Origin of the sequence: Bacteroides sp. AF25-38AC, assembly GCF_003602995.1 — a bacterium.
GTDB lineage: Bacteria > Bacteroidota > Bacteroidia > Bacteroidales > Bacteroidaceae > Bacteroides > Bacteroides uniformis.
The window spans coordinates 1-21,978 of record NZ_QTMD01000017.1; the positions used below are offsets into that span (position 1 = coordinate 1).

General features: G+C 48.5%; 17 protein-coding genes and 2 tRNA genes. 8 read left to right on the forward strand and 11 right to left on the reverse strand.

Annotated elements, in window-relative coordinates; translation table 11 throughout:
* Positions 1–174: 174 nt before the first annotated feature.
* The 3 genes from DWY55_RS12745 to DWY55_RS12755 all read right to left on the reverse strand — a co-directional run bounded on the left by DWY55_RS12745 (position 175) and on the right by DWY55_RS12755 (position 1,474).
* Positions 175–247 (reverse strand) — tRNA-Pro (locus tag DWY55_RS12745).
* A gap of 15 nt (positions 248–262) precedes the next feature.
* A tRNA-Phe gene (locus tag DWY55_RS12750) sits at positions 263–335 on the reverse strand.
* A gap of 137 nt (positions 336–472) precedes the next feature.
* On the reverse strand, positions 473–1,474 hold the full coding sequence (locus DWY55_RS12755) for a malate dehydrogenase (protein ID WP_025833211.1): 1,002 nt from the start codon (positions 1,472–1,474) through the stop codon (positions 473–475).
* 193 nt (positions 1,475–1,667) lie between these two features.
* Here DWY55_RS12755 and DWY55_RS12760 point away from each other — a divergent pair, with 193 nt between their 5' ends.
* From DWY55_RS12760 to DWY55_RS12770, 3 genes are all read left to right on the forward strand, one after another.
* Entirely contained in the window at positions 1,668–2,504 is an 837-nt protein-coding gene (locus DWY55_RS12760) for a S1 RNA-binding domain-containing protein (RefSeq protein WP_117878924.1), read from the forward strand.
* Between the two features lie 99 nt (positions 2,505–2,603).
* A complete protein-coding gene (locus tag DWY55_RS12765; RefSeq protein WP_117601214.1) occupies positions 2,604–3,296 on the forward strand; it encodes a DUF4476 domain-containing protein in 693 nt (230 codons plus the stop codon).
* A 14-nt stretch (positions 3,297–3,310) separates the two neighbouring features.
* Positions 3,311–4,228, forward strand: coding sequence for a hypothetical protein (locus DWY55_RS12770; protein WP_035449740.1), 918 nt, complete (start codon positions 3,311–3,313; stop codon positions 4,226–4,228).
* An 84-nt stretch (positions 4,229–4,312) separates the two neighbouring features.
* Here DWY55_RS12770 and DWY55_RS12775 read toward each other — a convergent pair whose 3' ends face one another.
* From DWY55_RS12775 to DWY55_RS12795, 5 genes are all read right to left on the reverse strand, one after another.
* On the reverse strand, positions 4,313–5,641 hold the full coding sequence (locus DWY55_RS12775) for a TolC family protein (protein ID WP_057256140.1): 1,329 nt from the start codon (positions 5,639–5,641) through the stop codon (positions 4,313–4,315).
* Between the two features lie 30 nt (positions 5,642–5,671).
* Positions 5,672–6,775: an efflux RND transporter periplasmic adaptor subunit gene (locus DWY55_RS12780; protein WP_005834785.1), complete on the reverse strand. Its 1,104-nt coding sequence runs from the start codon at positions 6,773–6,775 to the stop codon at positions 5,672–5,674.
* A 78-nt stretch (positions 6,776–6,853) separates the two neighbouring features.
* Positions 6,854–8,095: an ABC transporter permease gene (locus tag DWY55_RS12785; protein WP_117878922.1), complete on the reverse strand. Its 1,242-nt coding sequence runs from the start codon at positions 8,093–8,095 to the stop codon at positions 6,854–6,856.
* Positions 8,096–8,100: 5 nt separating this feature from the next.
* The gene (locus DWY55_RS12790; protein ID WP_005825072.1) at positions 8,101–9,360 is read right to left on the reverse strand and encodes an ABC transporter permease; all 1,260 of its coding nucleotides are present in this window, start codon (positions 9,358–9,360) and stop codon (positions 8,101–8,103) included.
* A gap of 60 nt (positions 9,361–9,420) precedes the next feature.
* On the reverse strand, positions 9,421–10,137 hold the full coding sequence (locus DWY55_RS12795; protein WP_057097731.1) for an ABC transporter ATP-binding protein: 717 nt from the start codon (positions 10,135–10,137) through the stop codon (positions 9,421–9,423).
* A gap of 176 nt (positions 10,138–10,313) precedes the next feature.
* Between DWY55_RS12795 and DWY55_RS12800 the strand changes: the two genes are divergently transcribed.
* Entirely contained in the window at positions 10,314–11,294 is a 981-nt protein-coding gene (locus tag DWY55_RS12800; protein WP_005825067.1) for an ROK family protein, read from the forward strand.
* A 757-nt stretch (positions 11,295–12,051) separates the two neighbouring features.
* Here the strand turns inward: DWY55_RS12800 and rplS are convergent.
* Complete coding sequence (gene rplS, locus DWY55_RS12810; RefSeq protein WP_004292313.1) at positions 12,052–12,405, reverse strand: 50S ribosomal protein L19; 354 nt, start codon at positions 12,403–12,405, stop codon at positions 12,052–12,054.
* 259 nt (positions 12,406–12,664) lie between these two features.
* Between rplS and DWY55_RS12815 the strand changes: the two genes are divergently transcribed.
* Genes DWY55_RS12815 through DWY55_RS12830 form a run of 4 tightly spaced genes read left to right on the forward strand, consistent with a single transcriptional unit; the run spans position 12,665 to position 20,453 of the window.
* Positions 12,665–13,435: a 5'-nucleotidase C-terminal domain-containing protein gene (locus DWY55_RS12815; protein ID WP_016273980.1), complete on the forward strand. Its 771-nt coding sequence runs from the start codon at positions 12,665–12,667 to the stop codon at positions 13,433–13,435.
* A 22-nt stretch (positions 13,436–13,457) separates the two neighbouring features.
* Positions 13,458–14,375 (forward strand): bifunctional metallophosphatase/5'-nucleotidase, encoded by a 918-nt coding sequence (locus DWY55_RS12820; protein ID WP_008662892.1) that lies wholly within the window; start codon positions 13,458–13,460, stop codon positions 14,373–14,375.
* Position 14,376: 1 nt separating this feature from the next.
* Positions 14,377–17,391, forward strand: coding sequence for a glycoside hydrolase family 3 N-terminal domain-containing protein (locus DWY55_RS12825; protein WP_008662893.1), 3,015 nt, complete (start codon positions 14,377–14,379; stop codon positions 17,389–17,391).
* A gap of 20 nt (positions 17,392–17,411) precedes the next feature.
* Positions 17,412–20,453, forward strand: a complete 3,042-nt coding sequence (locus tag DWY55_RS12830) for a glycoside hydrolase family 3 N-terminal domain-containing protein (protein ID WP_117878920.1) — start codon at positions 17,412–17,414, stop codon at positions 20,451–20,453.
* A gap of 107 nt (positions 20,454–20,560) precedes the next feature.
* Here DWY55_RS12830 and DWY55_RS12835 read toward each other — a convergent pair whose 3' ends face one another.
* Both DWY55_RS12835 and DWY55_RS12840 read right to left on the reverse strand, forming a co-directional pair.
* Positions 20,561–21,190, reverse strand: a complete 630-nt coding sequence (locus DWY55_RS12835) for an outer membrane beta-barrel protein (RefSeq protein ID WP_022400890.1) — start codon at positions 21,188–21,190, stop codon at positions 20,561–20,563.
* A 123-nt stretch (positions 21,191–21,313) separates the two neighbouring features.
* Entirely contained in the window at positions 21,314–21,952 is a 639-nt protein-coding gene (locus DWY55_RS12840; RefSeq protein ID WP_022400889.1) for a DUF4136 domain-containing protein, read from the reverse strand.
* Between the last annotated feature and the right edge of the window lie 26 nt (positions 21,953–21,978).

Consider the following 21,978-nt stretch of genomic DNA (forward strand, 5'->3'; position numbering starts at 1 on the left):
TAGACTTGCTAAATTATATGCTTAAATATAAAATACCTCAGATTGTTACGTTGACCCGTTTTTACGTTGGTCCCAGATTGTTACGTTGCCCCCCCCTCTCTTATGGTCGGGAAACCGGAGGAGAGGAGGGATGAAATAAAAAAGGCTTAACTTCTAAAAGTTAAGCCTTTTCTGTCGGAATGAGGCGACTCGAACGCCCGACCCCTACGTCCCGAACGTAGTGCGCTACCAACTGCGCTACATTCCGATTGCTTTTGAAAAGTGGTGCCACCAGGAATCGAACCGGGGACACAAGGATTTTCAGTCCTTTGCTCTACCAACTGAGCTATGGCACCTTTTTCGTTTGCGGGTGCAAAGATAAAGAGTTTTTTTTATACCGCAAGGCTTTTTGAGGAAAAATATCTAAAAAAGGTGCCTCTTGCTCTATGGAGCGAGGCACCTTACTTCTAAAAATCATTTGCTATCGAAGACATCAGTCGATATTCGGATTGATGCTGTGCCAGTCTTTGATGGCAGGCAGTACTCCCATTTCTATCACTTCGTCACGAAGTTTGCAGAGGTGGGCATAGCTTTCTTTCAGTTTGGCTTCTTCTTCGGGTGTGCCGTTCAGTTCCTTGTAGTGTACACCGTCTTTGGTAATTTCAGTTTCCATTGCCATCATGATGTGGTCGAAGCCGTGGCTGTGTACATATGTACCGGCAGGCCAGCGGAACGGTTTGCCACCCATCGCTGCAGCTATCATTTCGATAGAGACGTATGCCGGACTCTGGAAGGAAGAACGTCCACGGAGGGCGATGATGTTGGCACCGCCTTTGGTTACCTTAGTCTGGATTTCGACCCACTGCTCTTTAGTCAGGGCAGGGGTACCGATGATATCAAGTAACGGTTTACCGTCCACCTTGGCGGTAGAGGCATATACAGCCATCTGTTCACCATGACCGCCGTAGGTACGGCAATTTTCGATTTTGTCGGGGGCAATGCCGAAGTGCTTGGAAAGTTCACTGCGCAGGCGGGTGCTGTCGAGGGCAGCCAGTGTGGTCACTTGTGAAGGTTTCAGGCCGGAATACAATAGGGTAATCAGACCGGTGATGTCGGCAGGGTTGAAAATGACAACCACGTGCTTCACATCCGGACAGTAGGCTTTTACATTCTTACCGAATTCTTCGGCAATAGCGGCATTGCCTTTCAAAAGGTCTTCGCGGGTCATGCCGGCCTTGCGGGCGGCACCGCCTGATGATACCACATACTTGGCACCGGTCAGCGCTTCTTTGATATCGGAGGTAAATGTGATGTTCATTCCTTCGAATCCGCAGTGGAACAGCTCTTCGGCCACACCTTCCAGTCCGGGAGCATAAGGGTCGTACAGACATAGGTTGGGAGTGAGATGCATCATGATTGCAGTCTGTGCCATGTTTGAACCGATCATGCCGGCTGCGCCGACGATTGTCAATTTGTCATTTGTCAGAAATTCCATAATCTTTTTTATTTAAAGGTGAGTAATATCTTTTCTTGCTGATTGTCACGATACAAAGATAACCCTTTTTGAAGAGAGTTGTTCATAGAAAAAAGTTATCTTTTAGAGCAAAAAGTTATTTCTTCTTTCCGAACTGCTGTATTGTACCTAAATTACTTATCTTTGTTGGGAAAATGAAGATAAGTAAGAAACTATGAGCATTAAGTTAGGAAAGTACAATACGCTGGAAGTGGTGAAGGAGGTAGCCTTCGGCATGTATCTGGACGGTGGCGAAGAAGGTGAAATTCTGCTTCCGTCGCGTTATGTCCCCCAAGACTGTAAGGTGGGAGCCAAACTGAACGTTTTTATATATCTTGATAACGAAGAACGCCTGGTAGCCACTACTCTGACACCATTAGTGCAGGTCGGGCAGTTTGCCTGCTTGGAGGTGGCGTGGATAAACCAGTATGGCGCTTTCCTTAACTGGGGATTGATGAAGGATCTTTTCGTCCCCTTCCGCGAACAGAAAATGAAGATGCAGGTGGGAAAGAAGTATGTGGTTCATGCCCATTTGGATGATGAAAGCTATCGTATCGTGGCATCGGCCAAGGTAGACCGTTATCTTTCCAAAGAGAAGGCCGCCTATGAGTCGGGGCAGGAGGTGGATATCCTGATTTGGCAGAAGACGGATTTGGGATTCAAGGCGATCATCAACGATGAATATAGCGGCTTGCTATATGAGAGCGAGATATTTCAGCCACTGCACACGGGCATGAGGATGAAAGCCTATGTGAAGCAGGTACGTGAAGACGGCAAGATAGACCTGCTGCTTCAAAAAACGGGGCAGGCTAAAGTAGAAGATTTCTCAGCTACGCTGCTGGACTATATCCGTGAACAGGGCGGACGGATAGCTTTGAATGACAAGAGTCCGGCAGAAGAAATCTATGCAACTTTCGGTGTCAGCAAGAAAACCTTCAAAAAGGCTGTGGGAGATTTGTACAAAAAACATCTGGTTGTATTGGAGGAAGATGGAATCAGGATTAGGAATTAGTCCCAGTCATTAGGAATTTCCCTACTTGTAAATAGAGACAATCATTAGGGAGGGGAATTTCCTCTCCCTATTTTTGTCGTACAATAAAAAAGAAAAGTCATGATACGTCATTTGATATTAAGTGTTTGTCTAGTTCTGGTAGCGTTTCCCGCAATAAAAGCGGCGCCCATAGACGGAATCCGTATAGAAAGTCCATACCGTAGAGTGGTGGTATTGGTTGACGGACAGCAGGTTTGCCTGCCTACTTTCAGTTGTTTTGTAGCCAATCTGCGTGGTAGTTGTCGGGTGGAGGTTTATGAAGCGCCATCCCGTGGGGGGAATCCTCGAAGAGGAAAACTCCTATATGATGAACGTGTGCATTGCTCCATCAATGAAGTGGAAGATATTTTCATTCCAGAGGACAAAAGACCTGGTGGAAACTGGGGTACTTCTAATCATCACAAGCCTGGCAGACCCGGTGACAGACCGTCAGGGGGCGGGCAGTATGAACGGGTAATGTCTCCCTCTGCCTTCGAACAGTTTATGGGGCTGATGGAAAAACAGAGTTTCGATTCAGACCGTAAGGAAGTGCTCGACCATGCCTTGCTGACCTCTTGGTTCACTACTGACCAGTGTATCCGTCTGATGGATTTTTATCGTTTCGACAGTGAAAAGAAGCAGTTGATGAAGAAGATTTATCCTAAAATAGTCGATAAACCGAATTTCTATTATGCGATAGACAAGCTGACCTTCTCGTCGGACAAGAACGAGATAAATGCCTTCATCAAACAATATCATGAGAAGAATAACTAAAAAAAGGAGGGATTATGAAACGGATTATATTTATATTTCTTGCCGCTATGATGAGTACAGCTGTTTGTAGTGCGGCAATGAGCAACAGCAAAGTGCGTAAAGAGACCCGTTTTCTTACGGACAAGATGGCCTATGAATTGAACCTGAGTACAGAACAGTATAATGACGTGTACGAAATAAACTATGATTTCATTTCCGGTATACGTTATCTGATGGATGACGTTCTTCGGGGGGAGGAATGGGCCTTGAATCGCTATTACGATTATCTGGATGTGCGCAATGACGACCTTCGATGGGTGCTGAATAACCGGCAGTACGGCCGTTTCATGCAGGCCGCCTATTTTTACCGTCCGGTTTATGTAAGTGGTGGTCGTTGGTCTTTTAGGGTTTACATCACTTACACCAACCATAATCATTTCTATTTCCCGCGGCCGTATCATTACCGTACATATTGCGGTGGGCATTATCGTACGCACTATCACAACAGCTATTATCGCGGTCGTTACCATCATCCGCACTATACTGGTTCGTGGAGTATTCGGAATGATAAGTCGTACCACACTAGCCGCCGTTCAGATTTCGGTTCGGTGAACATCCGCCCTAATTCGCATAAGCGTCCGGCAGGCAGGGATGATGTATATACCACGCGACGTAGCAACAGTAGTAATAATCGCATTAGCACAGGTACACGTAACAGCAGTACGCGACGTAGTAGTGTGGATAGTGGCAGAAAGTCGAGTAAAGAGAAAATAGAAACCACAAGAACTAAAAATAATGATAAGAGCCCCAGCCGTAGCAGGGTAAAGACGGCAAGCAAGGAAAGAAGAAATGCTTCCGGCGTACGGAGTTCCGAAAGCCGTCGCAGCAGCTCTTCAAGCACTACCCGCAGTTCTACCGGCAGTAGCTCTTCCCGCTCTTCGGAAAGGAGATAGAAGAACAAAAAACTCCCCTCTTGTCAGCCTGGAGGCAGGGAGAGGGGAGAATCAAACACAACAACTAAAATTATACTTCTTTTTTTATTCAATCGGTTCTCCCTTATAGAAATCCAGAATCTTGGTACGGAACAGATAGTCATACTTGGCTTGCAATTCGTCTGATTGGGATTTCATAAGGTTCTGTTTTGCTTCATTGTATTCTACGGCATTTGCTTTTCCGTTCTCATACTTTTCGCTCATCAGCTTGAAAGACTCTTCGCTGGCAACGGTGGCTGTATGGCTACTGGTATATTTGCTTTCGGCAGCAGCGGCGTTGTACCATGCTTGTTGGATTTCTTTATAAAGTGTCTTCTTGGCATTATCCAATTGCAAGGCATAGTTTTCACGTTGCAGGCGTGCCGTGCGTACCCGGTTACGGGTAGAGAGACGGTTGAAAATAGGTACGCTGAGGTTGAATCCTACATATTTGTTGAAGTTATCGTTCATCTGCTGGCTGAAAGTACGGTCGATGGTAGAATAGTAATTCGTACCGAGACTACCGTTCAGGCTCAGTTGCGGGTAGTAGTTGCTCTGGGCAATACGGATATTGTGTTTACTGCCTTCCAAGCGGAACTGTGCAGCTTGTATGGAAGCCTTACTCACCATGGCTGTTTGGAATATCTCATCCGGAGGAGTGAGAGGGACTAAATCCAGATTGACTGCCGGAGATTCCAGATTGAACCCTTCCGGTGTTGCCAGTTCGATAAGCTGGCTAAGGTCGAGCAGGGCCAACTTATAGTTGTTGTTTGTCTGCACTACATTCATCTCGTCTTGTGCCACACGTGCTTTGGCTTCTGCCAGTTCTGCCGGAGAGGCTTTTCCCAAGTCGGCAAGCCGGCTGATGCGGACATATTGCTCTTTGCTCAATTGCACTTGCCCCAACGCCACCTGGTGGAGCTCTTCATTGAACAGCACCTGAAGGTAGGCCGAAGCTATATTGATGGCAATGTCTTCCTTGGCTTTGTCCAGGTCGGCAATGGCAGCTTTGAGGTTTAGTTTGGCCAATGCATACTGGTGGGGAATTTCCAGACCGGTAAAGATAGGTATGCTGGTATTGACAGACATATTAGTGCCGTGGCTGCTGGTGTTGACGTATACAGTGGAATAGTCTCCCGTATCCTCATTTTTGATGGCTGTTTGCGTACGTCCCCAGTTCCAGCTCTGGCCGGCACTGGCATTCAGGTTCGGCAGTCGTGCCCATTTGGCTGTATTTACTTCGACAGCACTCTGTTCGGCAGCGTTGGCTGTCTGGCGGATACTGATGTTATGCTCGATGGCATAGTCTATGCATTGGCGTAAAGACCATCGTTCCTGCGCCTGCACTGAGATACTGCCGAATATTGCGAGGTATAAGAATATCTTTTTATTCATATCGTATATCTTTTTAAGCTATTCCGTTTGTTAATCCTTTTTCTCTGCACCGCGAATCTTATCCTGGGCACTGATACCGCTTTTGATGGCAATCTTTATGCCGTCACTCATGCCGACCTGGATGGGGCGGCGTTCGAACTTCTGTACCGGTACGCTGTCCGTCATTACGTATACAAAGGTGCTGTCACCATTGAATTCAATGGTACTTTCCGGTACGGCAAGCGTTTTCTGGGCACGGTCCAATACGATTTCTGCGTTGGCAGAATAGCCGGAACGTATCTGTACGCTGTCCGGTGCGGCAATGGCAGCTTTGATTTCAAACTGGTTGGCACCGTTTTCTTCCACACCCTTCGGAGATATGTATTCCAGTGTGGCATCGAACGAAAGATTCTGCAGGGCGCCGATTGTTAGTTTCACCGGCATGCCTTCGTGCACACGGCCCACTTCCGTTTCGTCAATGTTGCCGCGGAAAATCAAATCGTTCATGTTGGCAACGGTAGCGATGGTGGTTCCGTCATTGAAAGTGTTACTCATGATAACCGAGTTACCGACTTTGATGGGTACATCCAGAATCAGACCGGTAATGGTGGAACGGATCAGGGTACTACTGAAAGAGGCGCTGTTCTTGGTGATGCCTTCCTTTACAATTTCCAGGTTATCTTTTGCTGTCTGCAGTTCCTCGCGTGCCTGCTTCACGCTTACTTCCCCTTTTTCGTACTCTTCAGCGCTGATAAGCTTGTCGTTGTACAGTTTCTGGGTACGGGCGAAATCCGTTTCGGCTTGGGCAGCGTTGATTTCCGCCAATCGTACGCGGCTTTCGGCAGAGTTCAATTGTCCCAGTTCGGGTATCACCTTTACTTTGGCAAGCACTTCCCCTTGCTTCACACTTTGTCCTGCTTCCTTGTATACTTCGGCAATGATACCGGAAATCTGCGGCTTGATAAGGACTTCATCTCTCGGTTCCACTTTGCCGGTGGCTACGGTAGTCTTTTCAAGGTCTGTCACTTCCGGAACTATCGTTTCGTATACTGTTACTTTAGGTTGGGACTTCTGGTACAGAAAAACGAATGTCCAAATGAATAAGGCAGCAATTACTACCAATAATGCGATTTTCAGAAACTTCTTTGTTTTCATCTTATATTTACGATTTAATTATTTACGATTGATATAGCCATTATTTCATGGCTTACGGTTAGTGGTCTCTCTATAAGTTTATTCATCCCTGATGGCTTCAATTGGCTTGATTGCCATGGCGCGATAGGCAGGTGCCAGTCCGGCAAGCACTCCTAATGCGATGAGGAGGATGCAGGTTCCGATAGCCAGTCCGAATGAAACCTGGTAGTGGGTTTTGATAACTCCAGGGTCATTGGCGGCCTTTTCAAGTATTTGCAGTACAAATACGGCAAAAGAAATACCTGCCATACCCGCTATAGTGGTCAGCACCATGCTTTCCGAAAGAATTTGTTGCAGAATGTCTTTAGGACGGGCACCTATGGCGCGGCGTATGCCTATTTCCGTTGTGCGCTCCTTGACGGTTACCATCATGATATTCGATACGCCGATAGCTCCGGCAAACAGCGTCCCCAAACCTACCATCCAGATTAGAAAGCGCACTCCAATCATCAGGTTGTCCATCATGGAGAACATAGCTTCCGCATTCAGAAGCATGACGGCTTGTTTGTCATCGGGAGCAATGTAGTGCGCTGCTTTTACAAGACGTTCCACTTCGGGCTGCACGTCTTTCACTTTTACTCCCGGTTTCATGATGAAACATACTACATGCAGTTTCTTTCCGAGGTTGTAGGTCTGTTGCATGGTGGAAAAAGGCAATGTAATGGCTTCAGAGGCCTGCCCTTGTATATTGACATTGCCTTCGGATGAACACATTCCGATAACCCGGTAATAGATACCATTTACCCGGATATATTTGCCGCAGGGGTCTTCACCGGGTTTGAAGAGGCTTTCATAAACACGTTTGCCGATTACACACACTTTACGCGACTCTTTAATGTCGACATCATTGATGAAACGTCCATAGGTCATCTCTTGATGTTCTATCTGTTCATATTCGGGATACAAGCCTTTCACACTACAGTCGTACTTGTTGTCTCCGTAGACAGCCACTTGTCCCCATAAGGCAATGGAAGGCGTGGCAAGCGCCACACCGTCCACATTGCGTACACGGTCTACATCTTCCATCTCCAAATCCCACCATCGTCCTTTGCGAAAACCTTTATAAGCCTCGCTTGTCTTTTGTGCAGCGATAAAGCCCGAGTTGGTTGCAAATCCTTCGAACTGGGATTTTAGTTCTTCCTGCATGCCCTGGCCGCCACCGATAAGCGCCACCAGCATAAAGATACCCCAGAATACGCCGAACGCCGTAAGCAGGCTTCTCGTTTTGTTCCTTGTTATTGTGATGAGGATTTCCTCACACGTATCTATGTCTATTCTCATAATCTTTAATCTGCTCTAAGTGCTTCAATAGGACTGATACTTACCGCTTTCTTAGCCGGGAAGAACCCAGCCAACGTACCCGCTATGATAAGGGTCAGGGTAGCTTGGATAGCAATACTGAGGTCTACGGTGGGATCGGAGAACATGGTCTGCTGGAACATGCCGGCATCCATCGTCTGGCTACCGAAAGCAGAGTTCATCCATTCCGTCACCCCGATGCCTGCCACCATACCGATATAACCGAATAGCGTAGTGATAGTCACGCTTTCCACAATAATCAGCCAAAGGATGGAGAAAGGTTTTGCTCCCAATGCCTTACGGATACCAAATTCCCGGGTACGTTCTTTCACGGTAATCAGCATTATGTTCGACACGCCGACAATCCCACTCAACAGTGTAAAGATACCGATAACCCAGATTGCAGTCCGGAGGATACCCATTGCATTCTGTGTCTGCAGATAGTTGGTGAAACGATTCCATATCCATATGGCGCTCTCATCTGTGGGGTCAAAGCGGTGATTGGTGGCAATAGCCTTGCGGTATTCTTTTTCAAAGGCTTCGTTACTTTCTATGCTGTGCAGGTTCTTGGTTGTAAAGATGATGTTATTCAGCTTGTCTCCTTTATTATAGATGGTCTGCAAGGTGGAGAAGGGGATATACGCTTCGTTTGCCTCGCGGTCTCCCTGGTCATTGTAGAGGCCTACTACTTGATAGGCCACTCCACTGGCATTGACAAATTGTCCGATGGGTTCAGTATGCGTTTTTCCGAAAAGGATATCTGCAGATTTCTTATGGAGGATGATGACTTTACGTCGGTCTTTCAGGTCGTTGTAGTTGATGAAACGTCCGTCCGCTGTTTTCACGGTTTCCACTTCGGTGTAGTTGGGATATACGCCCAGCAGAGAGATATTGATATATTCTTGTCCGAAGCTGACGTTTACATTACTTTGACGCACGGTGGCACCGGCACTGATGACATTTTCGGTGAATTGCTTCTCCGTGTCATCCATGTCCCGGTTGTCCAGTTGGACGCGGCGTCCTTCTTTCAGACCGTCGTATGACTTGGTGGTCCAGCCGGGGAAGATGCGGATAGAGTTCAAGGCACGCTCCGACGCATTTTGCTCGAAGGCATGTATGATACCGTTTCCGGCTCCGAGCAGCACGATGAGCATGAAGATTCCCCATGCCACGGCAAAGCCCGTCAGGAATGTACGCAGTTTGTTGCGTTTGATGGTTCCGTATATTTCTTGCCAAAGGTCTATCATTGATAATTAAAAATTAAGAATTAAGAATTAAAAATTAAAGGGGGAGGGGCTCTTCCTTTATTATTTCATGAGTCCGTCTTTTCCGAACGGGCTTGCATCGTGGTTCAGATTCGTCTCGATGCTACCTATGATACCGTCTTTGATATGGATAATCTTGTCCGTCTGGTTGGCAACACCGCTTTCGTGGGTCACGACTACGATGGTCATGCCCGTATCGTGCAGTTCCTTTAGAATCTGCATCACCTCTACGGAAGTCTTGCTGTCGAGCGCGCCGGTAGGTTCATCGGCAAGGATAATCTGCGGTTGGGTAATGAGGGCACGGGCGATGGCTACACGTTGTTTCTGTCCACCGGACATCTCATTTGGCATGTGGTGTGCCCACTCTTTCAGCCCCAGGCGGTCCAGATATTCCAGTGCCAGCGCATTACGTTTGCGGCGGCTCACTCCTTGATAAAAGAGAGGAAGCGCCACATTCTCCACTGCATTCTTGAAGGAAATGAGATTGAAGGACTGGAAGATGAAACCAATCATACGGTTGCGGTACTCGGCTGCCTTCGTTTCGCTGAGGTTCTTGATGAGGGTACCGTTCAGATAATATTCCCCCGTGTCGTAACTATCCAGAATACCCAGTATATTGAGTAAAGTGGACTTTCCCGAACCCGATGAGCCCATGATGGAAACAAATTCGCCTTTCTGAATGTCGAGGTTGATACCTTTGAGCACATGCAGCGGTGCTCCGTTGTTGTAGGTCTTGTTAATGTCTTTTAGTTGTATCACTGTTTTCCCTGTTTATTGCTTTACTCTTATTAATTTTCACTATTAGACGCAGCAATGCTACGAAAAGTTGCAAAAGTTGCAAACTTTTTTAAAAAAAGATTTTGCAGTGTCGTTTTTCTTTGTGATTTTTGTAACCATGAATGTGATTAACTAACCCTTTAAACAAAAGTAATATCATGAATTCAAACATGGAAAAGCCCTATGTAGTGGGCATTGACATAGGCGGAACAAACACCGTCTTTGGTATTGTAGACGCACGCGGAACTATTATTGCAAGCAGTTCCATCAAAACCGGAGCTTATGAGGACGTCAATGATTACGTAGACGAAGTTTGCAAGAATCTGTTGCCGCTCATTATTGCCAACGGTGGAGTAGACAAGATAAAAGGTATCGGTATCGGTGCTCCTAACGGAAACTATTACAGCGGTACTATTGAGTTTGCCCCGAACCTTCCCTGGAAGGGTGTAATTCCTTTGGCTGCCATGTTTGAAGAGCGCTTGGGTATCCCTACCGCTTTGACAAACGACGCCAATGCTGCCGGTATCGGTGAAATGACTTACGGTGCGGCTCGTGGTATGAAAGACTTTATCATGATAACTCTTGGCACCGGTGTAGGTAGCGGTATCGTTATTAACGGTCAGATGGTATATGGCCATGACGGTTTTGCCGGAGAGTTGGGACATACTATTATCCGTCGTGAAAACGGACGTCTCTGCGGATGCGGACGTCACGGCTGTCTGGAAACTTATTGTTCGGCTACGGGTGTGGCGCGTTCTGCACGTGAGTTCTTGACCAAGAGTACCGAACCGAGTTTGTTGCGCGACATTCCGGCAGAAAACATTACTTCCAAGGATGTGTATGATGCAGCGGTGAAGGGTGACAAGATTGCTCAAGACATCTTTGAGTTTACCGGAACCATCTTGGGTGAGGCTTTGGCTGACTTCATCGCTTTCTCCAGTCCGGAAGCTATCGTGTTGTTCGGTGGTCTGGCAAAAGCGGGAGACTATATCTTCAAGCCTATCCAGAAAGCTATTGACGACAATGTATTGAATATCTACAAAGGTAAGACCAAGTTGCTGGCTTCCGAGTTGAAGGACTCTGATGCTGCAGTGCTGGGTGCCAGTGCGTTGGGCTGGGAGCTGAGAGATATCAAGTAATCAATATTAGGGAAACTGATAAAGGAGGGGATATGTCAAAACTCCCCTTCTATCGAAGTCACCCTCGCTACACCTATCTGTGGCGAGGGTGATTTTTAGTTTATGAGAGTTTCGACACACCTTTTTTTCTTTGGTGGCACATATTCCTCAGCAATAAAGTTATGTCACAAGTTGCTTCCACACTTCCACCCATTCTCTGTATCCCTTTATTCATCGGGGTTGCGGATGCTGTGGAAGCAACTTGAAAAGGTGGAAGCAACTTTTGCTTCCACCTTAAATTTACGCCAAATAATCTATTAATGTCTTGTAGTACAATAAATTAATAGGATATGGGGCAATTTGCCAATATCGTGTAAACAAGCTATTGGTTTCCTGCAAACACGGTATTAACTTCGTAAAAGCCCGTGCGATAATAGGTGGAAGTCAGGTTTTTGGTATGGATAAGATAGGTATTCAGTATAGGCAAGCTATGCATATGAGAGCTGTTTAACGGCCGTGAGGCGTTCGCCTAACGGCCATAAAGCACCTTGTTGACGGTCGTTAGCAGAGCGTCTCACGGCCGTTGGGCGCTGATAAACTAACATATCAGCAAGAAGGAAGGCTTATGTGAAAGGAAAGGAGCGCAGGCTTACAATGTTTTGAATGAGGGAGTAGCAGTAGAGTATCGCATGGTGTGTATGCCTACTGTGTATATCACTAAAAAAGGGAAACTGACAATGTCGGTTTCCCTTTTTTATTTCGAAATAGGAGTCTGGAATTAACCGTTAACTCTTTTTTCTTTGATTCTTGCTTTCTTACCGGTAAGAGCGCGCAGGTAGTACAGTTTAGCGCGACGAACTTTACCCACCTTGTTCACTTCGATGCTGTCGATAGCCGGTGATTCAATCGGGAAAATACGTTCTACGCCTATGGTTCCTGACATCTTACGTACTGTAAAACGCTTCTTGTCTCCATGTCCGGCAATCTTGATAACAACACCACGGTACAGCTGTACACGTTCCTTGTTACCCTCGACAATACGATATGCTACTGTTACAGTGTCACCTGCCTTGAAGCTCGGGTGCTGTTTTCCGGTAGCAAATGCTTCTTCTGCAATTTTAATTAAATCCATTGTTTTTATTATTAAATTGTTTCATCGTTACAACGCAACATACCAGGCTTCTCTCTTGGTGTCCTGACAGCGATTGCGCGAAAGCGGTGCAAAGGAACGAATTATTTGCCAGATACACAAGTGCTTCAAGCTTTTTTTCGCCAGTTGGGATGATTTTTGAGCGTTTCATTCTGCTAAACGCAAGTCTAAATAATCGGTTAATTGTGTGGCTCAGTCGCAAAAGAAAAGTATATTTGTAGCAATTTAAAACTAAATGAATATGAAGAAACAAACTTTCAGTCTCCTTGCGGGGGCAGTGTTGGCGGTTGCGCTTCTATTGGTTTCCTGCCATTCTTCCTACGAAGTGACCAAGGTAGAGGGAGGCAGAATTCCCATGAACTCTGTCTGGGATGCCGAGCCGGATGCCGAAGCCGTGGCTCTGCTGGCGCCTTACAAGGCCCGGATGGACAGCGTTATGTATCATGTGGTGGGAACCGCAGAAATGTCGATGGACAGATTCCGGCCCGAAAGCCTTTTATCCAATCTGATTGCAGATGTACTGCGTGAGGCTGCGGTGGAAGTGCTGGGCAAACCGGCCGATATGGGGCTAATCAATATCGGTGGAATCCGGAACTCCCTGACGGAAGGAGACATCACTACCGAAAACATCTATGAGATATTGCCTTTTGAGAATTCGCTCTGTGTGCTGACGATGAAAGGCTCTGCCATGAAGCACTTGTTTGAAAACATTGCGGTGAGACTTGGTGAAGGGGTGAGTGGTATACAGTTGGAAATCAGCAAGGATGGCAAGCTGCTCCAGGCTTCCATTGCCGGCAAGCCGGTGGAGGATGACCGTGACTATACGGTTGCCACGATTGATTATCTGGCTGATGGAAACGATGGAATGACGGCTTTCCTGCAGGCGGATAAAAGGGAGTGCCCGGATGGGGCTACACTGCGTGGTCTGTTCATGAAGTATGTGGAGAAGCAGACGGCAGCCGGCAAGAAGGTGACTTCGCGCATGGAGGGAAGAGTGGTCGTTAAAGAGTAAGCATTAAAAAAACAGAAGTTCTATGAAACATATGTATTCCTTGGCAGCCCTGCTGCTTTTCATGCTCCCCGCATCGGCACAGCAAGAGGAGCGTGTCATTACTGAAGAACCCCTTTGCCTGGTGTCCGCCGATTCTGTATCGTCCGGCCAATCCGGAAAACAACTGTTTATCCTGCACACCAGCGATACGCACAGCCGTATAGAACCCATCAGCGCCGAGGCTGCCGACGAGTATGCCGGGATGGGCGGTGTGGTGCGCCGTGCCGGTTTTGTAAAGCAGTTTCGCGGCAAGCATCCGGATATGTTGCTGCTGGATTGCGGAGACATCTCGCAAGGCACCCCTTATTATAACTTTTTCAAAGGCGAGCTGGAGGTCAAGATGATGAACCTCATGGGCTATGATGCCATGACGATAGGTAATCATGAATTTGATTTCGGACTTGAGAATATGGCGGAATTGTTCCGTATGGCGGATTTTCCCGTGGTCTGTTCCAATTATGACGTGACGGGTACGGTACTCGAAGGGCTGGTGAAGCCTTATATCACCTTGGTGCGCGAAGGGGTGAAAATCGGAATCTTCGGCCTGGCCCCTAAGATGGAAGGGCTGGTGCAGGCGGATAAATGCATAGGCATTGTCTACAACGACCCGATAAAGGTGGCCCAAGAAATGACAGACTTTCTCAGGGAGAAGGAGAATTGCGAGGTTGTGATTTGCATGTCTCATTTGGGTATCCGCAGTGCAAATCCCGAAGGCGCTTCCGACGAGAACCTGGTAGGCAAGACGCGTGGCATTGATGTCATTTTGGGAGGACATTCGCATACTTTTATGGAAAAGCCTGCCGTTTATCTGAATGCGGACGGCAAGAGCGTTCCCGTGCTGCACACCGGAAAGAGTGGCATCTACGTAGGAGAAATGGTACTTACTTTAACTGAAAAATAGCATGATGAAAAGACTCACCCTCCTTTTATGGGTTGCAGGATTGTTTATATTGGGATTATCTTCACTTCACGCCCAGACGGGAGGCCCGTTTCTTCCTTCGGCTGCAGACAACCGGTGCCGGCAATGGGTGGACTCCGTGTTGTCAGGTCTGAATGTACACGAAAAAGTGGGGCAGCTCATCGTTGCCACCATTCCGGCCAGAGCAGACAAGGCCACGAAAAAGCAGATGCGCGAGCTGGTAAAGAAATACAAGGTCGGTGGCTTGCTGTTTTCCGAAGGTACTCCGGAAGAGCAGGCTATCTTGACCAATATGGCCCGGAAGGATGCCAAGATTCCCGTTATGGTTACTTTCGATGGAGAGTGGGGACTGTCAATGAGGCTGAAAGGCGCTCCGGACTATCCCCGTAATGCCGCCTTGGGATGTATCGAGGACAATGGCCTGATTGAAGAATATGGACGTGAGGTGGCCCGCCAGTTCCGCGAATTGGGGGTACACGTCAATTTTGCACCCGATGCGGATGTCAATACGAATCCGCTGAACCCGGTGATACACGTACGCTCCTTTGGCGAGAACCCGCAGCGGGTGGCGGAAAAGGTGGTGGCATACAGCCGTGGGCTCGAAAGCGGGGGCATACTTTCCGTTTGCAAGCATTTCCCCGGGCATGGCGATACGGATGTGGATTCTCATAAGGCGCTTCCTGCCTTGCACTACGACCGTGCACGCCTGGACAGTGTGGAACTTTATCCCTTCAAGGAAATGGTACGTGCCGGATTGGGGGGTGTCATGGTAGGCCATCTGCAAGTGCAGGCGCTGGACCCGGACGGGGTGACTCCTTCTTCCTTGTCGCGGAATGTGGTGACCGGGTTGTTGAAGGATGAACTCGGCTTTAAAGGGCTGGTGTTTACCGATGCCTTGGACATGAAGGGTGTGTCTGCCATTCCGCAGGTAACTACCAAAGCGCTGCTGGCGGGAAATGATATGGTGCTGGTACAGTTCAATACGAAGAATGCGGTGCAGGAGCTGGTAGATGCAGTGGAGTCGGGACAACTGAGTAAGGACGAACTTGATGCCAAGTGCCGCAAGGTATTGATGTACAAGTATATGCTTGGTTTGAGAAACCGCCAGCCGCAACTTCGGGTCAGCGGAATGAGCTATCGCATCAATACGGAGGAAGCGCAGGCGTTGGCTGCCAAGTTGCGCCGTTCGGCAGTGACTGTATTGAACAATTATTTCGATGTCCTCCCGCTGGCACCGGTGGAAGGTGATATTGCCGTGCTCAGCATCGGAGAGAAGGAGGCAGATGCTCCCTTTGTGGAAGCTATGAAAAAGAATGCAGGCATCGTCCATTTCCACTTGCCTTGGAATGCCGATGAGGCTCTCTGGCAGGAAGTGCAGGGGCAGTTGGCTGCTTTCCGTCGCGTGGTTATCAGCATCACCGGTTCGGCTTATGTCAGCGACCGTGATGTGGCCTTTCTGGAAGGCTTGAACCTGCGTGCTCCGCTGGTCTATACTTTTTTTACCTCTTACCGTACATTGCAACCTCTGATGCCCGCACTTGCCAAATCCAGCGCTGTGGTGCTGGCACATTCGGCAGAGACGGATTTGCAGCAATACGTGGCTGATGTTCTTTTTGCCAAAAAGCCGGCCAGTGGCAGAATGTCGATGAGTATCGGTAAACTGTTTCCAGCGGGAACGGGCTGTATGATTGAGCCGGGCATGAAACCGGGGAAGACTGTTCCGGAAGATTACGGCATGAAATCGTATGTGCTGCAAAGTATCGATGCCGTTGCCCGGAAGGGACTGGAAGCGGGAGCTTATCCCGGTTGCCGCGTGCTGGTGTGGAAAGACGGACTGCCGGTATATGACAAAGGCTTCGGAACCCACTCTGATAAGGATACCACTACTGTCCGTTCTTCGGACCTTTTTGATTTGGCTTCGCTGACCAAGACTACGGCTACGTTGCTTGCCGTCATGAAACTGTATGATGAGGGCAAGATAAAACTGGATGACAAGGTTTCCGCTTATCTGCCCTTCTTGCGCAATGGCAACAAGCGGAGCATTACCATCCGCGAACTTTTGTTCCACGAATCGGGGCTTCCTCCCTATATCCGTTTCTACCTGGACATCATAGACCCGAATTCGGTGCACGGCCCGTACTCCCAGAGTTGGGTGGACGAGTGGCATCGTACGCAGGTAAGCGAGCATAGCTATTATTGTTCCGATTTTAAGTTCCGGAAAGGGATGGTGTCCGACAAGAATACACCGGTCTATACCCTGCACATGGCAGATGGCATGTGGCTGAACAAGAGTTTCAAGAATTCTATCCTTCAGCGGATAGCCAAGTGCGAGTTGGATGGTAAACGTTATGTTTACAGCGACCTTGGCTTCGTGTTGCTGCAGCAGGTGGTGGAGAAGGTGACGGAGCTGCCGATGGATTTGTACCTTGCCCGTGAGTTCTATGCCCCGATGGGATTGCAACGTACTATGTTTCTGCCTTTGACGAAGTTCACCAAAGCGGAAATCATGCCCACGGCATCCAATGACTTCCTGCGTCGCCAGGATATATGCGGATATGTGCATGACGAGACTGCTGCCTGCATGGGTGGGGTGTCCGGTAATGCAGGACTTTTCTCTACGGCCGAAGAGGTGGCAAAGGTTTATCAAATGTTGCTGAACGGCGGTGAATTCAATGGCAAGCGTTTCTTGAGTGAGGCAACCTGCCGTTTGTTTACGACGGAGAAATCTGCCATCAGCCGTCGCGGTCTGGGATTCGACAAGCCGGATGTATCCATTGTGAAGCGCAGCCCTTGTGCTCCTTCCGCTCCGGAAGCGGTATATGGACATACCGGATTTACCGGTACTTGTGCTTGGGTGGACCCGGAAAACAAGACGGTGTATGTATTCCTCAGCAACCGCTTGTGCCCCAATGTATGGAACACGAAACTGGGTGACATGAATATAAGAAGAGATATCCAGGAATTGATTTATAAAAGTATTATTCCGCAAATCCCCTAAAAACAATCTATCTATAAGGAATGAAGAGAATATACCTGCTTGCCATCACTATATTGTGTTGTCTTTGTCCGCTTCTGAAAGCGCAGCTTGGCCCGATGCCGTTTACTCCGGTGCCGCCGAACGACCCTTCGCTTGTACGTCTCTTGAACAGTGACGTGCGGTGCAGGCAGTGGGTGGATTCCGTCATGCAGCGTCTGACTCTGAAAGAACGCATCGGACAACTGTTCATCTATACGATTGCCCCCCGGCAGGACAAGGCCAACAAGGAACTGCTGCGTAAGGTGGTGGAGGACTATAAGGTAGGCGGTCTGTTATTCTCCGGCGGATTGATGCAGAACCAGGTGATGTTGACCAATGAGGCGCAGCGGATGGCGGAAGTTCCGCTGATGATTACCTTTGACGGTGAATGGGGACTGGCTATGCGCCTTCGCGGTACCCCGAACTTTCCGCGAAACATGGTGCTGGGCTGCATACAGAACGATACACTGATTTATGAATATGGGCGCGAGGTGGCCCGCCAATGCCGTGAACTGGGGGTGCAAGTGAATTTTGCTCCTGTAGCGGATGTGAATATCAATCCCAAGAATCCGGTTATCAATACCCGTTCCTTCGGTGAAAGTCCGTTCAATGTGGCGAACAAGGTTGTTGCCTACTCCAAAGGGTTGGAGGATGGTGGTGTACTTTCTGTCAGCAAGCACTTTCCGGGGCATGGGGATACGGATGTTGATTCTCATAAGGCGTTGCCCGTGCTGCCTTTTACCCGTGCCCGTCTGGACAGTATAGAGCTTTATCCTTTCAGAAAAGCCATTCGTGCCGGATTGGGAGGAATGATGGTGGGGCACTTGGAGGTGCCTACCATAGAGCCGCAAAAGGGGCTCCCGTCTTCGCTTTCGCGTAAGGTAGTTTCCGGTCTGTTGGTGAATGACCTCGGCTTTCAGGGGCTTGTCTTTACGGATGCCCTTGCCATGAAAGGGGTATCGGGCAATGAAAGCATCTGTTTGCAGGCGCTGAAAGCCGGCAATGATTTGCTGCTTGTCCCCCGGCGTATTAAGGAAGAAGTGGAGGCTGTGCTTGCCGCTGTGAAAAAAGGGGAGCTGACAGAGAAAGAGATAGAGGCGAAATGCCGTAAAGTACTGAAATATAAATATGCCCTTGGGTTGGAAAAGAAACCCCATGTACAGCTTTCAGGTTTGGGGACCCGCATCAATACTCCGAAAACGCGTGATTTGATGCGCCGGCTGAACTTGGCGGCCATCACTGTGCTGGATAACCGGGACGAGGTACTTCCGCTGGACCCTTCCATCGGTGAAGTTGCCGTGCTCAATGTGGGAGAAGCGCAGGAAATCCAGCCGTTCCTCAAGGAACTGTCGCAGTATACCCGTCCTGTGGAGTTCCGTTTGGGCAAGAATCTGCCGGAGGCTGACGGGAACCGTTTGAGAAATGCGCTGGCCAAGTACAAACGTATTCTGGTCTGTGTCACCGAACACCGTTTGACGCCCTATCAGAATTTCTTTGCAAAGTTCGCTCCTGACGTACCGGTGGTTTATCTGTTCTTTATTCCTGGCAAGCAGGTATTGCAGATAAAACAAGGGGACGCTGCTGCTGAAGCGGTGATTTTGGCACACTCCTCCAACGAGGAGGTACAGCGGCAGGTTGCCCGGATTGTTTATGGCAGCGCTTGTTCAGAGGGACGCTTGTCTGCCAGTATCGGTAGTCGGTTTGCTGCCGGTGCGGGAGTGACGCTGACTCCTCAAAGCGCCCCCCGCTTTGTACCCGAAGAGCATGGTATGAATTCCCGTCTGCTGGCTGAAATAGACAAGATAGCTGAAGAAGGCATTCGTGAAGGGGCTTACCCCGGCTGCCAGGTGGTGGTGCTGAAGGATGGTAGGGAGATGTATAATAAAGCTTTCGGTACCCACGTCTGGAACGAGGCCGGAAGCAAGGCGCTTCCCGTAAAGAAGACGGATGTATACGACATCGCTTCGCTGACAAAGACCACAGCCACGCTGCTTGCTGTGATGAAGTTGTACGATGGCGGACGCCTCAATCTTACAGACCGGGTGTCGGATTATCTGCCTTTCCTACAGGATACGGACAAGAAGAATATTACGGTACGCGAACTGCTGATGCATGAATCCGGTCTACCTTCTACCTTGCTATTCTATCAGGAAGCGATTGATGAAGAGAGCTACACCGGCACTTTGTTCAAGGCACGTCCCGATGCCCGGCATTCCGCACGCATCGGACGGCAGACTTGGGCGAACCCTAAGTTCCGCTTCCGTCAGGGACTGACGTCGAAGGTGCAGACACCGGAATATACGATGCAAGTGTCCGACAGCCTTTGGCTGAACCGTTCTTTCAAGCAGGAGTACTTGCAGAAGATTGTGGATACTCCGCTTAGAGATAAACGTTACCGTTATAGTTGTGTGGGCTTTATCTTGTTGCAGCAGTTGGTCGAGGCGCGCACCGGCATGTCTATGGACGAATATTTGGCCAAGGAATTCTATACTCCGATGGGATTGGAGCGTACGGGGTATCTTCCTCTGCGCTTCTTGAAGAAGGAAGATATTGTACCTTCATCAACAGACCCTTTCTTGCGTAAGACTACCTTGCAAGGATTTGTACATGATGAATCTGCAGCTTTTCAGGGTGGTGTTTCCGGTAATGCCGGGCTGTTCTCCACTGCCGGAGAAGTGGCAAAAGTCTATCAGATGTTGCTGAATGGGGGTGAGCTGGACGGTAAGCGCTATTTGAGCAAGGAGACTTGCAGGGTATTTACTACCACCGTCTCAAGGATAAGCCGCCGGGGGCTGGGATTTGATAAGCCCGACCAGCGTAATCCCCAGAAGAGTCCCTGCGCAGAGTCTGCCCCTGCTTCTGTCTACGGCCATACCGGTTTCACGGGCACTTGCGCCTGGACAGACCCGGAGAATGGCTTGGTTTATGTCTTTTTGAGCAACCGCACCTATCCGGATGTGTGGAATAACAAGTTGATGAGGCTGGATATAAGGACGAGGATTCAGGAAGCTGTATATAAGGCGATGCTGGGAGGAAAAAAATAACTGGTAGAATTAAAAAGAGCCTCCCTTGCTCACGCAGGAAAGGCTCTTTTCTTCTTCAATTTTGAAACAATTAAATTCTATCTGTTAAGCTTTAAGTGTGTGTCTTATCAGAACGCAATACCTACGCGCAGACCGAAATTGCTCAAACCGTCTACGCTGTACGTAAAGAGGTCACCTTTGTTCGTACCGTAGCTGTAATAGGCTGCGAAATGCAAGCCCGGTCCATAAGCCCAAGGATACACATTGAAACCAATTTCAGGAGATACATAGAAACCCCATGTATCTTTGTTGGCTTCGAATACGTTGAAAGTTGACTTCAACTGTGCATATTCAGCACCCAGTTTTACACCGGCATACGGCTGGAATGCACCTCCACGGTTCCATACATAGCGGGAGGCCAGACCGAAAGGCAACTGGAATGCAGTGTGCTGCTGGTCGGTATTCAGACTGCCGCCTTCGCCTACGGGAAGTGTCTGGCGACCGAAATACTCATGGTTGCTATGGTAGTTCAAGAAAGCTCCCAATGCAAAATTGTCTGTCAGGAAGTAACCGCCTTCAAAATTCATACCCCAGCCGCTTGATTTGTCGGCGAAGTTGTTGCTGAGGGGAAAGTTATATTGCCAGTCGATATTGGCATAACCGTTATCGGTCATCTGTGCCTTCGTCGGTAGGGCGAAGACGAGAGCAAGAGCGGCAACCGCAAGTACTCTCAAGGAAAGATATTTTATTGTTTTCATACTTTGTTCTTGTTTTTTGGTTCAATGGCAACTTCCCAGTCCGGAAAGGATGCTGCCGTATTATTCTTGTTACCTTAATATTGGGTAACCCGTCATTTGTCACTTATAGCTCGTAGCTTGTCACTACTTGTTAGTCAGGTAAGTTGATTGAGTGAAAGCTTGGTTCACACCTTGCACGGCAAGTTTGGTATTGACAGAAGTAGAACCACTCAGCAAGCCGCTCATATAGCTGGTCCACAGAACAGGAAGTTTCTCGCTCTGGCCTTGCGGCGCCTCCAGATTCAACAATTCGCTGATAAAGGAACCGGTGCTGTAGGAATAGTTCACGGCATAGGGATAATACCATCCGCCCCAGTTGCCCCAGTAAGGAGCATCCCAGTAGCCTGGATAGTTCCACCACCATTCGGGACGTCCGTAGTCGGTGAAGTAATAGGTACTTCTGACATAGCTTACCTGCAAGCCAAGGTCGGCTTCTTCCCGGTCCTCCACACGGGTGTAGCCGCGGCTGTTCATGTTAGCAACATAAGCGCTGAGAATTTCCTGGGCATTCTCATCTTTCCAGTATTCGGCGTTTTCCTTATCACCGATAACCAGAATGCTGTCCGGCAAGTAATAAGTTTCGAAGGTTTTGAAATCCGCCTTCTTGTCATAGTTGGTATAAACCAGATAATTATTGTCCAGCTTATCCATGTCAGGGTCTTTTTCGCAAGATGCAAGCGTCACTGCAAAGACCGCTAATAATAGGGGAATAAATTTCTTCATACTTTTATAATTGTTTAGGTTTAATA

What these genes read in the sequence shown, in the direction of transcription:
- DWY55_RS12825 (WP_008662893.1), top strand. Translation starts at nt 14,377, where the DNA reads ATGATGAAAAGACTCACCCTCCTTTTATGGGTTGCAGGATTGTTTATA.
- DWY55_RS12800 (WP_005825067.1), top strand. Translation starts at nt 10,314, where the DNA reads ATGAATTCAAACATGGAAAAGCCCTATGTAGTGGGCATTGACATAGGC.
- DWY55_RS12830 (WP_117878920.1), top strand. Translation starts at nt 17,412, where the DNA reads ATGAAGAGAATATACCTGCTTGCCATCACTATATTGTGTTGTCTTTGT.
- DWY55_RS12815 (WP_016273980.1), top strand. Translation starts at nt 12,665, where the DNA reads ATGAAGAAACAAACTTTCAGTCTCCTTGCGGGGGCAGTGTTGGCGGTT.
- DWY55_RS12760 (WP_117878924.1), top strand. Translation starts at nt 1,668, where the DNA reads ATGAGCATTAAGTTAGGAAAGTACAATACGCTGGAAGTGGTGAAGGAG.
- DWY55_RS12770 (WP_035449740.1), top strand. Translation starts at nt 3,311, where the DNA reads ATGAAACGGATTATATTTATATTTCTTGCCGCTATGATGAGTACAGCT.
- DWY55_RS12755 (WP_025833211.1), bottom strand. Translation starts at nt 1,474, where the DNA reads ATGGAATTTCTGACAAATGACAAATTGACAATCGTCGGCGCAGCCGGC.
- DWY55_RS12765 (WP_117601214.1), top strand. Translation starts at nt 2,604, where the DNA reads ATGATACGTCATTTGATATTAAGTGTTTGTCTAGTTCTGGTAGCGTTT.
- DWY55_RS12820 (WP_008662892.1), top strand. Translation starts at nt 13,458, where the DNA reads ATGAAACATATGTATTCCTTGGCAGCCCTGCTGCTTTTCATGCTCCCC.
- DWY55_RS12790 (WP_005825072.1), bottom strand. Translation starts at nt 9,360, where the DNA reads ATGATAGACCTTTGGCAAGAAATATACGGAACCATCAAACGCAACAAA.
- DWY55_RS12775 (WP_057256140.1), bottom strand. Translation starts at nt 5,641, where the DNA reads ATGAATAAAAAGATATTCTTATACCTCGCAATATTCGGCAGTATCTCA.
- DWY55_RS12835 (WP_022400890.1), bottom strand. Translation starts at nt 21,190, where the DNA reads ATGAAAACAATAAAATATCTTTCCTTGAGAGTACTTGCGGTTGCCGCT.
- DWY55_RS12840 (WP_022400889.1), bottom strand. Translation starts at nt 21,952, where the DNA reads ATGAAGAAATTTATTCCCCTATTATTAGCGGTCTTTGCAGTGACGCTT.
- rplS (WP_004292313.1), bottom strand. Translation starts at nt 12,405, where the DNA reads ATGGATTTAATTAAAATTGCAGAAGAAGCATTTGCTACCGGAAAACAG.
- DWY55_RS12780 (WP_005834785.1), bottom strand. Translation starts at nt 6,775, where the DNA reads ATGAAAACAAAGAAGTTTCTGAAAATCGCATTATTGGTAGTAATTGCT.
- DWY55_RS12785 (WP_117878922.1), bottom strand. Translation starts at nt 8,095, where the DNA reads ATGAGAATAGACATAGATACGTGTGAGGAAATCCTCATCACAATAACA.